This is a genomic window from Microbacterium sp. (assembly GCF_044508325.1).
GTDB lineage: Bacteria > Actinomycetota > Actinomycetes > Actinomycetales > Microbacteriaceae > Microbacterium.
Genome location: NZ_JBIQHX010000002.1, coordinates 97,160 through 110,304, shown reverse-complemented (window position 1 = coordinate 110,304; position 13,145 = coordinate 97,160). Strand labels below are relative to the sequence as shown.

10 protein-coding genes are annotated in these 13,145 nt (G+C 72.8%); 5 read left to right on the top strand and 5 right to left on the bottom strand.

Going from position 1 to position 13,145, the window contains the following annotated elements:
- The first annotated feature begins 23 nt into the window (after nucleotides 1-23).
- Nucleotides 24-2,852, top strand: coding sequence for an FtsK/SpoIIIE domain-containing protein (locus ACIWQI_RS02005; protein ID WP_396655403.1), 2,829 nt, complete (start codon nucleotides 24-26; stop codon nucleotides 2,850-2,852).
- Between the two features lie 7 nt (nucleotides 2,853-2,859).
- Here ACIWQI_RS02005 and ald read toward each other — a convergent pair whose 3' ends face one another.
- Both ald and ACIWQI_RS01995 read right to left on the bottom strand, forming a co-directional pair.
- On the bottom strand, nucleotides 2,860-3,975 hold the full coding sequence (gene ald, locus ACIWQI_RS02000) for an alanine dehydrogenase (RefSeq protein ID WP_396655402.1): 1,116 nt from the start codon (nucleotides 3,973-3,975) through the stop codon (nucleotides 2,860-2,862).
- Nucleotides 3,976-3,984: 9 nt separating this feature from the next.
- Complete coding sequence (locus tag ACIWQI_RS01995; protein ID WP_396655401.1) at nucleotides 3,985-4,986, bottom strand: asparaginase; 1,002 nt, start codon at nucleotides 4,984-4,986, stop codon at nucleotides 3,985-3,987.
- A gap of 34 nt (nucleotides 4,987-5,020) precedes the next feature.
- Here ACIWQI_RS01995 and ACIWQI_RS01990 point away from each other — a divergent pair, with 34 nt between their 5' ends.
- Complete coding sequence (locus ACIWQI_RS01990; protein ID WP_396655400.1) at nucleotides 5,021-5,488, top strand: OsmC family protein; 468 nt, start codon at nucleotides 5,021-5,023, stop codon at nucleotides 5,486-5,488.
- A gap of 3 nt (nucleotides 5,489-5,491) precedes the next feature.
- On the opposite strand, the gene ACIWQI_RS01985 is transcribed toward ACIWQI_RS01990, so the two are convergent.
- Complete coding sequence (locus ACIWQI_RS01985; RefSeq protein WP_396655398.1) at nucleotides 5,492-6,265, bottom strand: lysophospholipid acyltransferase family protein; 774 nt, start codon at nucleotides 6,263-6,265, stop codon at nucleotides 5,492-5,494.
- 114 nt (nucleotides 6,266-6,379) lie between these two features.
- Between ACIWQI_RS01985 and ACIWQI_RS01980 the strand changes: the two genes are divergently transcribed.
- Entirely contained in the window at nucleotides 6,380-7,354 is a 975-nt protein-coding gene (locus tag ACIWQI_RS01980) for an FKBP-type peptidyl-prolyl cis-trans isomerase (RefSeq protein ID WP_396655397.1), read from the top strand.
- A 3-nt stretch (nucleotides 7,355-7,357) separates the two neighbouring features.
- Here ACIWQI_RS01980 and ACIWQI_RS01975 read toward each other — a convergent pair whose 3' ends face one another.
- A complete protein-coding gene (locus tag ACIWQI_RS01975) occupies nucleotides 7,358-9,007 on the bottom strand; it encodes a glycosyltransferase family 2 protein (protein ID WP_396655396.1) in 1,650 nt (549 codons plus the stop codon).
- 68 nt (nucleotides 9,008-9,075) lie between these two features.
- Here ACIWQI_RS01975 and dxr point away from each other — a divergent pair, with 68 nt between their 5' ends.
- Nucleotides 9,076-10,167: a 1-deoxy-D-xylulose-5-phosphate reductoisomerase gene (gene dxr / locus ACIWQI_RS01970; RefSeq protein ID WP_396655395.1), complete on the top strand. Its 1,092-nt coding sequence runs from the start codon at nucleotides 9,076-9,078 to the stop codon at nucleotides 10,165-10,167.
- Here the strand turns inward: dxr and ACIWQI_RS01965 are convergent.
- Nucleotides 10,152-11,738 carry a Mur ligase family protein gene (locus tag ACIWQI_RS01965; RefSeq protein WP_396655394.1) on the bottom strand — a complete coding sequence of 529 codons (1,587 nt, stop codon included), beginning with the start codon at nucleotides 11,736-11,738 and terminating at the stop codon, nucleotides 10,152-10,154. The two genes, dxr and ACIWQI_RS01965, sit on opposite strands and share 16 nt — an antisense overlap.
- A gap of 112 nt (nucleotides 11,739-11,850) precedes the next feature.
- On the opposite strand from ACIWQI_RS01965, the gene ACIWQI_RS01960 reads away from it, so the two are divergent.
- Nucleotides 11,851-13,140 carry a M50 family metallopeptidase gene (locus ACIWQI_RS01960; protein WP_396655393.1) on the top strand — a complete coding sequence of 430 codons (1,290 nt, stop codon included), beginning with the start codon at nucleotides 11,851-11,853 and terminating at the stop codon, nucleotides 13,138-13,140.
- The last annotated feature ends 5 nt before the right edge of the window (nucleotides 13,141-13,145 follow it).

The window sequence follows — 13,145 nt, the reverse complement described above, 5'->3', positions numbered from 1 at the left end:
GTCTGCCGGCGTTGACTGTGCGGGTGATCCCGGACTTCGCAGCCTCGGCTCGTGCGGTCGCGCCGCCGGTCGAGCCGATCGTCCTTCCCACGCCGCCCCCGCCGGCCCGCCGTCCCTCGCTGCCGGTCGTGGCCGCCGTCGTCCCGATCGGTGCAGCCGTCGTCATGTGGCTGGTGACCGGCTCGGCGCTCATGCTGCTGTTCGCCGCGCTCGGCCCGCTCGTCGCGATCGCGACCGCCCTCGACGGTGCGCGCACTCGGCGGCGGGAGCGTCGCCGGTCGGAGGCCGAAGCCGCAGCTGCTTCGGAGCGTGCCGAGCACGAGCTGCGTGCCCGGCACGACGATGAACGGGCCGCGCTGTGGGCGGTGCATCCCGACGCCGGGCGCCTCCTGCAGCGCCCCGCCGACATCTGGCGGCCGGCTCCCCAGCGCGGTGACGCCCTGGTCGTCGGAGCCGGCGACGGGGCGAGCGCGGCGCGCATCGTCGGCGGCGGGGACGATGAGGATGCCGCGGCGCTGCGCGCCAGGGCCGGAACGCTGCAGGGCGTGCCCGTCGGTGTCGCGATGCGCATGGGGATCTGCGTGGTGGGGGCGCGGGTCATCGCGACGGCGGTGGCACGTGCGCTGGTGCTGCAGCTGTGTCTCGCACACGCCCCGGACCGACTGGGCGTGGTCAGCGCGCCGCCGGGCGAGGACTGGGTGCACGCGCTCCCGCATCGCGCCCCGGGTCCGGATGCCGTGCGCCTGGCCTTCACCGGTCCCGGCCAGCTCGTGCCGGACGACGCCGACGCGGTCATCGCGGTGGCGGCAGTCGGCGCCCCTGTTCCGCTGCGCTGCGGGGCCGTGCTGGCTGTGACGGCCGTCGACCGCGGGCGCCTCGAGCACGATGCGCAGCGACGCATCCTCGCGGTGGAGTCCGTCTCGCGCCCGCAGGCCGAGGAGGTCGCCGCCACGCTCGCCGTCCGGGCGCCGGCCGTCACGGCGGAGGGGCCGCCGCCGGTCCGGTTCGGCCGGCTCGCGCAGCCGTCGGCACCTCCCGCCGCCCGCGACGCGCTCGTGGCGTGCATCGGCCGGGAGCGCGACGGCGAGGCGACCGTGGACCTGGTCGAGGACGGTCCGCACGCGGTCGTGGCCGGGGTGACCGGCAGCGGCAAGAGCGAGCTGCTGATCACCTGGATCCTCGCGCTGTGCGCTGCCCGTCCACCGTCGGAGGTCTGCTTCCTGCTGGCGGACTTCAAGGGCGGCACCGCCTTCGATGTCCTCGCGACGCTTCCGCATGTCACCGGTGTGCTCACCGACCTGGACGGCTCCGGCGCGCGCCGAGCCATGGAGAGCCTGCGCGCCGAACTGCGCCGGCGCGAGGCAGAGCTGGTCCGCGCCGGTGCGCGCGACATCCGTGACGGCGGCGTGGAGCTGCCCCGGCTGGTCATCGTCGTCGACGAGTTCGCCGCCCTGCTCACCGAGCACCCCGAGCTGCACGCCGTGTTCACCGATGTGGCCGCCCGCGGCCGGGCACTGGGCATGCATCTGATCCTGGGCACCCAGCGGATCACCGGGGTGGTCCGCGACGCGCTGCTGGCGAACTGCCCGCTGCGGATCAGTCTGCGGGTGACCGACCCCGCCGACAGCCGCGCGGTCATCGGCAGCGACGTCGCCGCGCGTCTTCCGGGCACCGCGGCCGCGCGCGGGCTCGCCTATGTGCGTCGCGCCGCCGACGCCTCCCCGCGCCTGGTGAGGATCGCGCTCTCGACCCCTCAGGATGCGGCGGAGATCGCCGGGCGCACAGACGCCGCGCAGGCGCCGCGCGCACCCTGGCTGCCCGCGCTGCCCGCGCGCATCCCGCTGGACCGGCTGCTCGCCGGCGCGGACGGCGGGATCGTCCTCGGGGTCGCCGACGAGCCCGAGCGACAGCGTCAGCCGGTCGTGCAGCTGGTGATCGGCCGGGATCGGGGTCTGGTCGCCATCGGCGGGGCCGGCAGCGGGAAGTCCACCCTCATCGACCTGCTCTCCGCACAGGCGCCCGAAGCGGCGCGGATCACGTCCGACCCGGAGACGGCCTGGGATGCCGCGAAGGCTCTCGAGCAGGAGGGCCTGCCGGGGCGGCTCGTGCTCGTGGATGATATGGATGCGCTCGCCGCGGTGTTTCCACCGGAGTACTCGGCTGCCTTCCTCGAGCGCCTGGAGCGGATCGCCCGGGCCGCGGGCGCCGACGGCTCGACGGTCGTGGTGACAGCCCAGCGGCTGGCCGGACCCGTCGCGCGCATCGCCGAGCTGCTTCCCCTGCGGGCGATCCTTCCGACGCCGTCGCGGATCGACCACGTGGCCGCGGGCGGTGAGCCGGGCGGTCACGATCCGGCGGCTCCCGCCGGCCGCGCCGTCCTCGCCGGCCGTGTCGTCCAATTCGCCCTTCCTCCTCAGCCGGCCCGGCACGTGCCGGCGCCACGGGCGGCGCCGCCGGCCCGATTCACACCGGCAGGGCAGTTCACGGCGGTCGTGACGCGTCAGCCGGCGGCGCGGGCTGCGGCGTTCCGGGAAGGCTCGGCCGCAGGGCGGGTCCTCACACTCGACGAGCTCGTCCCGGGCATCCAACCCGAGGAGCTGTTCGGCTCGCGAACGATCGTCGTCGGTGATGCGGACGGCTGGCAGCGGCACTGGAACCTGCTCGCCCGTGTGCGCGCTGAGCACGACATCGTCGTCTCGACCGGCAGCGGAGCGGACTTCCGGGCGCTCACGGGGCGTCGTGAGCTGCCGCCGTACACCGCTCCCGAGCCCGACCGCGCATGGCTCGTCCCGCCGTCCGGGGAAGTGACCCGCGTGCTCCTGCCCGGCGCCTCCCGGGCGCCGGCACGCTGACGCCCGCTCAGGCCAGCGCGTCCTCCAGCGGCAGGGCCTCGAGACCGTGCGCGGCGGCCACGCCGGCATTGACCACCGCGCCGGCGGCGACGTTGAGGCCCGCTGCAAGGGCGGCGTCGGCGCGCATCGCCTCCCGGAAGCCCCGGCGTGCGATCTGCCGGACATACGGCATGGTGGCGTTCGTCAGCGCCGAGGTCGAGGTGTTGGGCACAGCCCCCGGCATGTTCGCGACGCAGTAGAACATTGAGCCGTGCACCGGGAAGGTGGGGTCGTCGTGCGTCGTCGCGTGGGTGTCCTCGAAGCATCCGCCCTGGTCGACCGCGATGTCCACGAGGACCGAACCGGGGCGCATCCGCGCGACCATGTCGTTGGTGACGAGCTTGGGCGCCTTGGCGCCGGGGATCAGCACCGATCCGACCACGAGGTCCGAGGCGACCACGGCGCGATCCAGGTCGAACGGGTTGGAGGCCGCGGTCTTCACGCGCCCCTGGAAGTGGTCGTCGAGGAAGCGCAGCCGCTGGATGTTGGTGTCGAAGATCGTCACGTCGGCGCCCAGTCCCGCCGCGATGTAGGCGGAGTTGGCACCTGCCACGCCGCCGCCGATGACCGTGACGCGTGCCGGGCGCGTGCCGGGGACGCCCGACATCAGCAGACCCAGGCCCCCGTAGGAGCGCATGAGCGTCGTCGCCCCCACGATCGGCGCGAGGCGACCGGCGACCTCGCTCATCGGAGCCAGCAGCGGCAATCCGCCGCCGGGCAGCTGCACCGTCTCATAGGCGATCGCGGTGATGCCGCTGGCCACGAGCGCGTCGGTGAGCGGGCGGTCGGCGGCCAGGTGCAGGTAGGTGAAAAGCACGAGGTCGTCGCGGAAGTACCCGTACTCGGTGCTGATGGGCTCCTTGACCTTGAGCAGGAGCTCGGCTCGCTCCCAGACCCCGGCGGCGTCGTCGAGCAGGGTGCCGCCCGCGTCGGCGTACTCCTCGTCGGTCATCGACGATCCTTCGCCCGCCCCGCGCTGGACGAACACCTCATGGCCCTGGGCGACGAGGTCGTGCACGCCGGCGGGTGTCAGGGCGACGCGGTACTCGTTGTTCTTGACCTCGGTGGGCACGCCGATCCTCATGCGCGTTCCTTACTCTCGGGTTCCGAAGACGGGGCGGATGACCCCGACGTCACGACCGCCGCCGTGCACGGCGAGCGGGAGTGCGGATGCGGCGTCGGCCACCTGACCGGCGGTGAGCGCTCCGGCATCGGCGAGCAGCTGCAGGGCGACGATCGAGGCTGCCCGGCCCGAGCCGTCGAGCATCTTCAGCGCCACGGTCGTGCCGTCCGGGGCCACCATGACCATGACGCCCTCGGCCCCGCCCTTGGCGAACACGCCGAGCCGCTCGGCGACGATCGTGTCGTGCTGGCCGGGACCGGCGATGGTCCACGGGTGCTCGCGCACGGCGCGCACGATCGCTGCGGCACTGCGGTGCAGGGCGAACGGCGAGCGCTCCGACGCGGTCCCGAGACGATGGATGCCGCGGGCCAGCGCAGCCACTGACATCGCGTACACGGGCGCGCCGCATCCGTCCACGGCGGTCGCCGCCGGCTTCTCGCCCGTCATCCGCTCGACCACCTCGCGCAGATGGGTCTGCAGCGGATGCCGAGGGTCGAGGTAGCCGTCGACGGGCCAGCCCGAGGCGCGGCAGGCCAGGAGCATGGCGGCGTGCTTTCCGGAGCAGTTCATGCGCAGCCGGCTCGGCTCGGCATGCACGCGCACCAGCTCGTCCCGAGCCGCGGTGTCGCTCGGCCACGCCGCAGGGCAGCCGAGGTCCTCCTCGGTCAGACCCGCGGAGTCGAGGATGTCGCCGACCACTGCGACATGCCGGTCGGTGCCGGAGTGACTGGCCGTGGCAAGGCCGAGCTGCTCGCCCTCAAGCTCTGCACCGGCGGTGAGGCTCCCAAGGGCCTGCAAGGGCTTCAGACTGGAGCGGGGCAGGACCAGACTCGAGGCGTCGCCGTGACGGGCGATCTCGGAGCCGTCCGGCCCGAGCACGATGGCGATGCCGGCATGGCGGGATTCGATGAAGCCGCTGCGCTCGACGACGGCGAGCTCGACGACTCCGGCGAGCGAGACGATTCCGGGCACGATCCGAGCCTACGGCCTGTGCGAGACTGACCGCATGTTGGGCGAACACCGCTATCGCGTCACGGCGTTGTGGACGGGCGACCGCGGCACCGGAACCAGCGGCTACCGCGACTACGACCGATCCGTCACGCTCTCCGTGGAGGGCAAGCCCGACCTCCTCGCCTCCGCGGACCGACCGTTCCGTGGCGACCCGGCGCGCTGGAACCCGGAGGACATGCTGGTGGCGGCCCTGTCGCAGTGCCATCTGCTGAGCTATCTGCACGCGTGCGTCGCCGCGGGAGTGGTCGTCGTCGGCTACACGGACGCCGCGACCGGCCTGATGCGGCAGCAGGCCGACGGAGGCGCGTTCGTGGAGGTCGTGCTCCACCCCCGGGTGACGGTCGCGGACGCGTCCATGGTCGATGCGGCGATGGCCGCGCACGAGCGGGCACATGAGTGGTGCTTCATCGCGAACTCGGTCAGCTTCCCCGTCCGGCACGAGGCGGTCGTCGAGGTCGCGTGATCGTCAGCGCCGCTCGTGCGGCAGCACCTGCCTGATCCGCTCCACGGCGCCTTGTGCGGGCGTCTCGTTGTAGACGTTGGCGAGCTCTTGGCCGGACAGGTCGTGGATCGCACGCATGATGTCGTCCGTCGCGAGGCGCCGCGCGCGCCCCGAGTTCGCCGGACCATGGTGGGAGAGCTCCAGCGGCATCCCGAACCGCACGGTCACCCGCTCGCGCAGGGACGGGAACTTCGCGCCCACCGGCATGACCTTGTCGGTGCCGACGAGGCCCACCGGCACGACGGGGGCGCCGGTCTGCAGCGCGAGGAAGGCGACGCCGGTGCGGCCCTTGTAGAGCCGCCCGTCCAGAGACCGGGTGCCCTCGGGGTAGAGCGCGACGGCCAGCCCCTCGTCCAGGATCCGGCGCTGCTGATCGAGCGCGTCCAGCGCCGCCTGGCCTGCTCCGCGCCGGACCGGCGAGGCGCCGATCGCGAGGAAGAACTCGCGGGTGAGCCATCCGCCGAGGCCTTTGCCCTCGAAGTAGCTCGACTTCGCCAGGAAGTGCACGGGACGCGGGGCTGCCACAGGGATCGCGACCGAGTCGATGAACGACAGGTGGTTGCTCGCGAAGATCACCGGTCCGGTGCGCGGCACGTTCTCGCGGCCCTCCACGCGGGGCCGGTACACCATGCGCGCCAGAGGTGCGACGACGAAGCGGCCGAGCGCATAGGTCGCTCCCACCTCGCGGATGGGTGCCGGCTCGGCTTCGACGGGCTCGGGGTGATCCGCGGAAGTCACTCGACGAGGCTACTCCCGAGCCCATGCCCCGCGCGGAATGTCGCCGATACACAGCCGGGTCAAAGGGAAGGTGCGTCAGGATGGGGTATCCCTGACACCCAGCGAGGTTCCTCCGTGCGCATCCGTCCCCTCATCGCCCTGTCCGCCGTCGCCGTGACCGGCCTGCTGCTCGCGGGCTGCACGGGGGGCCCCGACGAGCCGGATGCCACCGGCACCAGCACGAGCGCGCCCGGCGCCGACTGCGTCCTGGACGCGCCGTCCGGCGCCGACTCCGACGCGATCGGGGTGTCCGGCGACGCGCCCGAGTTCACGGTCACCGTCCCCGAGGGCCTCGCCTTCGACGACATCCAGCGCACCGTCGTGAGCGAGGGCAGCGGACGCGAGCTGGCCACGGGCGACTTCGTCTCCGGCGCCTACACGGTGGTCGACGCGACCTCCGGCGACGTGCTGGTCGCGTCGTCGACGCTTTCGGCCGACGACTCCGGCTTCGTTCCGATGGTCCTCGACCCCAACAGCTACTCGATCTTCGTCGCGGCCCTGGAGTGCCTGCCCCTGGGCTCGACCGTCGCGATGACCATCCCGGGCTCCGCGTTCGGCGAGGGCGGGACGCCCATCGTCGTGGTCGCCTCGTCGACCGAGGAGCTGGGCACGCGGGCCGACGGCGCACAGCAGCAGCCGGCGGACGGCATGCCGACTGTCGAGCTGGCCGACGACGGAGCACCCACCATCACCCTGCTCGGCGGTGAGCCGCCGGCCGATGTGGAGCTGACGGATCTCAAGCTCGGCGACGGCCCCGTCGTGGAATCCGGCGACACCGTCTTCGTGCAGTACACCGGGGTGAAGTGGTCCGACGGCAGCGTGTTCGACTCGAGCTGGGATCGGGGATACCCGTCGGCGTTCGCGACGACCGGCGTCGTCGAGGGATTCCAGCAGGCGCTGGAGGGGCAGACCGTCGGCTCCCAGGTGCTCGTGGTGATCCCACCGGCGTTCGGGTACGGCGAGGGCGAGATCAACGACAGCGACCTGACCGGCGAGACATTGGTCTTCGTCGTCGACATCCTGGGCGTGGAGCGCGCGGCGACCGAGTGATCGTCAGGGGCGCAGCAGCGCCCAGGCGTCGATGACGGCGATGCCGACGCCCACGACGATCGCGCCCACGCCGATCCAGCCGATGCGCGGCGCGCGCCGGCCGGGGTAGGCACGGACGTCGGTGCGGCGCAGGCGACGATCCAGCGCGAGCGCCGCGATGATCGCGGCGAGGCCCCCGGCGACCGCGAGCGCGAGGCCGGCGTCGCGGCCGGTGACGGCGACGTCCGCCGCCGGGGCGAGTGCGACCAGCTGCCGCACGGCGGTGAGGGTGCCGCCGGTCGAGTGGTTCGCGAGCCAGGCTGCCGCGGTCAGCGCGAGCACCGCGAGGGCCAGCGCCAGGGGGGCCGCGACCGACAGCGCCGCGAGCACGACGGCGACGCCCGCGGCGGCGAAGCCCGCGACCGATGCCGCGCCGCGCAGCAGCGTCTCGGGCTCGCGCGCCCACGACGCCAGTGCGCGGTGGGCGCGTCGGTTCGCGACGGCGCTGATCGCCCGGGTGGCGGTGCGACGCGCACGGCGCATGAGCACCCCGCGCGTCGAGCCGGCGGCCCGGCCGGCGAGCTCGTCGTCCGCGCCGACGAGGCGCTGCGCGGCCTCGATCGTCCCCGCCGACACCACGCCGGCGAGCACCTCGCCGGCGGGTCGGCCTGAGAGCGCGCTGCGGGTCGACAGGCCCACGGCGTCGACCGCGCGCCAGAACTCCTCGGCATCCCCCTCCCTCGCGAGCGCCGCCCACCAGCGGTGGTCGGGCGAGAGGCGGCGGATCGCCGTGACCGGGATCACGGTGCGCAGCAGTCCCTGCACCTCCGCGAAGAACGCGGAGCGCTCGGCCGCGGGAAGGCTCCGCACGACGTCCGAGCGCAGACGCTCGAGCATCTCCCGTCGCAGCCACCGGCCGAGATACGCGTCACGCTCGTCCTCGGGGAGGTCGGATCCCCGCACGATCCCGATCGCCGTGCGCAGCGCGGCGTAGTACTCCGCGGCGCCGTACGGCTGGTGGCCGGCGTTGCCTCCGTCGTGGCGTGACGCGTGGATGTACACGTCGCCGTCGGCGAGCACCGCGATCCGCGAGGCGCGCGTGTACGCGGTGGCCATGAACACGTGATCTTCGAGGCGGCGCAGCGACTCGTCGAAGCGCAGCTCCGTCTCGCGCAGGAAGGACGCGCGGAACATGATGTGGACGGTCATGCTGTCCTGCAGCGGAACCTGCGGCGGTCGCGCGTCGGCGACGTTGCGGGCGAACAGCCGCGCCGGCACTGCACGACCGAGTCCGACCATGCGCCCGATGACGACATCCGCCCCGCTGGAGCGGGCGAACTCGGTCATCCGCTTCAGCGCGTCCGGGGCGAGCCAGTCGTCGTGGTCGACGAAGAACACGAACTCCGCGTGCGTGCTCTCGATGCCGACGTTGCGCGGGTGGCTGGGCCAGCCCGAGTTGGGGAGGCGGAGGACTCGCGCCCAGGGGCGCGTGCGCGCCCAGGCCTCCAGCAGATCCGGCGTGGCGTCGCGACTGCCGTCGTCGGCGAAGATGACCTCGAAGCCGCCCGGCGGCGGCTCCTGCGCATCGAGCGAGTCCAGCAGCGGACGGATGTAGGGGCCGGTCGTGTACACGGGCACGACGACGCAGACCGCCGGAGCGTCGGGTTCGCTCATCGCACCTCCTGCGCAGACCATTATCGCGGTCGAGGGGCGTCCGGCCGGCACGTCGTTAGGCTGGTCGGATGCGGCGTGTCATCGTTCTCGGCTCGACCGGGTCCATCGGAACCCAGGCGCTGGAGGTGATCCGCGCCCACCATCGCCGATTCGAGGTGGTGGGCCTGGCGGCGGGCAGCGACCGCGAGGGACTGGAGCGACAGGCATCCGACTTCGGGGTGGAGCACACCGCCCTGGGCGCCGACGAGGCCGAGCAGCTCGTCCGCGACGTCGACGCCGATGTCGTCCTCAACGGCATCACCGGGTCGGTCGGACTCGGCCCGACCCTTGCGGCGCTGGAAGCGGGCCGCACCCTGGCGCTTGCGAACAAGGAGTCGCTCATCGTCGGCGGCGACCTCGTCACAGCTCTCGCCGCCCCCGGCCAGATCGTGCCGGTCGACTCCGAGCACTCTGCGATCGCCCAGGCGCTGCGGGCAGGAGACCGGACCGAGGTGCGGCGCCTCGTGCTCACCGCGTCCGGGGGTCCGTTCCGCGGTCGATCGCGCGATTCGCTGGCGGCGGTCACCCCCGCCGAGGCGCTGGCGCATCCGACGTGGGACATGGGTCGGGTGGTCACGACCAACTCGGCGACCCTCGTCAACAAGGGTCTCGAGGTGATCGAGGCCCACCTGCTGTTCGGGGTGCCCTACGACGACATCGAGGTCGTCGTGCACCCGCAGTCGATCGTCCACTCGATGGTGGAGTTCATCGACGGCTCGACGATCGCCCAGGCCTCTCCGCCCGACATGCGCCTGCCGATCTCGCTGGGCCTGGACTGGCCGCATCGGGTCGGCGGCGTCGGGCGTCCGCTGGACTGGCGCGCCGCGACATCCTGGAGCTTCGAACCCCTCGACGAGGACGCGTTCCCCGCCGTCGCGCTGGCCAAGCGCGTGGGCACCGCGGGCCGCACCTACCCGGCGGTGTTCAACGCCGCCAACGAGCAGGCCGTGGATGCCTTCCATGACGGCCGGCTGTCGTTCCCGCAGATCGTGGGCACCGTGGAGCGCGTCGTCGAGGCGCACGAGGCACCCGACGAGCTCACCCGCGAGACCCTCGCCGCCGCCGAGGCGTGGGCGCGGGATGCGGCCGACCGCGCGATCGCCGCTCAGCCCCAGCCGTAGCGACGCAGCGCGTCCAGCGAGATCTGCGGGAAGTCGTACGCGACGCGCTGACCACGCACGTCCAGGAAGTCCTGGTGCCCGGGCCCGCACCACAGGATCGCGTCGCCGTCCCCGGCGAGGGACATCGCCTTGTCGAGCGCCTCCTCCGGGTCGGCGATGTTGAACACGCCGCCCGGGGGCGGCTGCTCGATGGCGCCCTCGTAGAGCTGGGCGCGGATGACGTCGGGGTCCTCCCAGCGCGGGTTGTAGTCGCTCACGATCGCGACGTCCGAGTTGCGGGATGCCGCGCGCCCCATGATGGGTCGCTTGGTGCCGTCCCGCGAGCCGTCTGCGCCGAAGATGACGATCACCTTCCCCGGCGTCACGCGCCGCACTGCGGCGGCGGTCACCTCGATCGCGTCGGGCGTGTGCGCGAAGTCGATGTAGACGACCGGGCCGCGACCGGTGGTGACCGGCTGGGTGCGCCCGGGCAGGAACCCGGGGATGCGGCCGTCGATGACGCGGGCGATGTCGTCCCACGGGATGCCGGCTTCCACCAGCATCACGATGGCCATCGCCGCGTTGGCCACCATGTGCGCGCCCAGCGCGGGCACGGTCGTGGCGACGTGCTGCCCGTCGGGACCGTCGAGGGTGAACGCCGTCGCATTGACCCGCTCGGCCGTCATGCGCGCGATCCACTGGGCCGACCCGGCGAGCTCGCGGTCTTCGGCGATCTCGGGTGTCGCCACCGTCGTCACGGGGCAGTCCGCACTCTGCGCGACCGTGCGACCGGCGACGGTGTCGAGCGAGACCACGGCCTTTCGAGCCGTGCCGCCCTGGAACATCGTCGCCTTGGCGGCGAGGTAGTCGTCCATGTTCGCGAAGTCCTCGCGGTGGTCCAGCTGGAGGTTCGTGAACCCTGCGACGTCGAAGACGATGCCCGCGCTGCGGCCGTGGATGATCGCCTGCACGCTCACCTCGAGGCACATCACCTCGACATCGCGCTCGCGGCCGTACGCGACGATCGCGTGCAGCTCGCTGGCCTCGGGGGTCGACAGCTTGGCGGTCACCTCGGTGTCGGCGACGATGCGACGCGCCGACGAGGACAGCGCATTGGTGCGACCGAGCGCGGTGAGGATCTCATGCTGCAGGTGCACCGTCGAGGTCTTGCCGTTCGTGCCCGTCACACCGAGCATGATCGGCATCCGGCCGTCGTTGCCGAACGCCCACGACGCGAGCTCCGACACGTGCGGGCGGGGGTCGTCCATGACGAAGATCGGCAGGCCGCAGTCCCGCGCGAGCGCCAGGCCCATCGTGTCGGTGACGATCGCCACCGCGCCGTTGGCGACGGCCTGCGCCGCGAACTCGGCGCCGTGGCGGCGTGCGCCGAACTGCGGTCCCTGCCGCGGCACGCCGTGCAGGGCGATGAACAGCTCGCCCGGTCGCACGTCGACGCTCGAGACGGTCGCGCCGTTCGCGGTCAGCCCGGCGATGTCTCCGATCGTGGTGACCGGGAAGCGGGTGGCGAAGTCGGTGAGCGGCCGCGGCTCGGGATTCTCGGGGCGCAGCACCGGAGCGTTGTTGACCTTCATGAGACCTCTCGCGGGATGTGCGACGGGACCCGTCGCCGACAGTCCATCGTCTCACGGCCCGTCCACGGGACGCTCCGAGGATCGGCACGGCTGCGGCGGGTACCGTGGTGACGTGACCGTGCTCCTGTTCGTCGTGGGCATCATCGTGATGGTCGTCGGCCTCGCGGTGTCGATCGCGCTGCACGAGCTCGGGCACCTGTGGCCGGCGAAGCGGTTCGGCGTGCGCGTCGGACAGTACATGATCGGCTTCGGACCGACCCTCTGGTCGCGGCGGATCGGCGAGACCGAGTACGGGTTCAAGCTGCTGCCCCTCGGCGGCTACATCTCCATGGCGGGCATGTACCCGCCGCCTCCCCGACAGGCTCGCAGCGAGCGCGTGAGTGCGACGGGCCGCGCCGGCGGCGGATTCTTCGCGACCATGGTGCAGGACGCCCGCGCGGCCAACGCCGAGACGCTGCAGGGCGACGACGACCCGCATGTGTTCTACCGGCTGCCCGTCTACAAGCGCGTGATCGTGATGCTCGGCGGCCCGACGATGAACCTGCTCCTGGCGATCGTGCTGTTCACGATCGTCTTCAGCGGGATCGGCGTGCAGACGGCCACCACGACCGTCTCGGCGCTGTCGGAGTGCGTTCCGGCGTCCGGTTCCAGCGCCTGCGCCCCGACCGATCCGGCACCTCCCGCCCAGGTGGCCGGGTTCGAGCCGGGCGACACGATCGTCTCCATCGACGGCACCCCGGTGTCGACGTTCGCCGAGGTCTCCGACATCGTGCGGGCCTCGCCCGGCATCCCGCTCTCGGTCGTCGTGGACCGGGGCGGCGCACCGCAGACGATCGCGGTGACCCCTGCGATCGTCGAGACCGACGCGGGGCGTATCGGCTTCCTCGGCATCAGCCCCACGGCCGAGTTCCAGCGTCAGCCGGTCTGGGCGGGCGCGGCGATGGCCCTGCAGAACACCGGGCAGGTCGCCGAGATCATCGTGAAGCTGCCGGTCATGGTCTGGGACACGGCGGTCTCGCTGGTCACCGGTCAGGAGCGCGACCCGAACGGGCCGCTCAGCGTGGTCGGGGTGGCCGGCATCGCCGGCGAGGTGGCCGCCGCCGACGCGCCGGTCCTGAACCGCGTCAGTGCCACCCTGAGCCTGGTGGCGTCGCTGAACATCGCGCTGTTCGTCTTCAACCTCATCCCGCTGCTGCCGCTGGACGGCGGCCACATCGTCGTCGCGCTGTGGGACGGCCTCAAGCGCGCGTGGTCGAAGCTCACCGGGCGCGCCCCTCCGAAGCCGGTGGATGCCACCAAGCTCGTGCCCGTCACGTTCGTCGTGGTGGTGCTGCTGATCGCGATGGGCGCCGTGCTGATCCTCGCCGACCTCCTCAACCCGATCTCGATCCTCGGGGGGTAGGGCTG

Coding starts and splice junctions, on each gene's coding strand:
- dxr (WP_396655395.1), top strand. CDS start 9,076: ATGCGGCGTGTCATCGTTCTCGGCTCGACCGGGTCCATCGGAACCCAG.
- ACIWQI_RS01975 (WP_396655396.1), bottom strand. CDS start 9,007: ATGAGCGAACCCGACGCTCCGGCGGTCTGCGTCGTCGTGCCCGTGTAC.
- ACIWQI_RS01965 (WP_396655394.1), bottom strand. CDS start 11,738: ATGAAGGTCAACAACGCTCCGGTGCTGCGCCCCGAGAATCCCGAGCCG.
- ald (WP_396655402.1), bottom strand. CDS start 3,975: ATGAGGATCGGCGTGCCCACCGAGGTCAAGAACAACGAGTACCGCGTC.
- ACIWQI_RS01990 (WP_396655400.1), top strand. CDS start 5,021: ATGTTGGGCGAACACCGCTATCGCGTCACGGCGTTGTGGACGGGCGAC.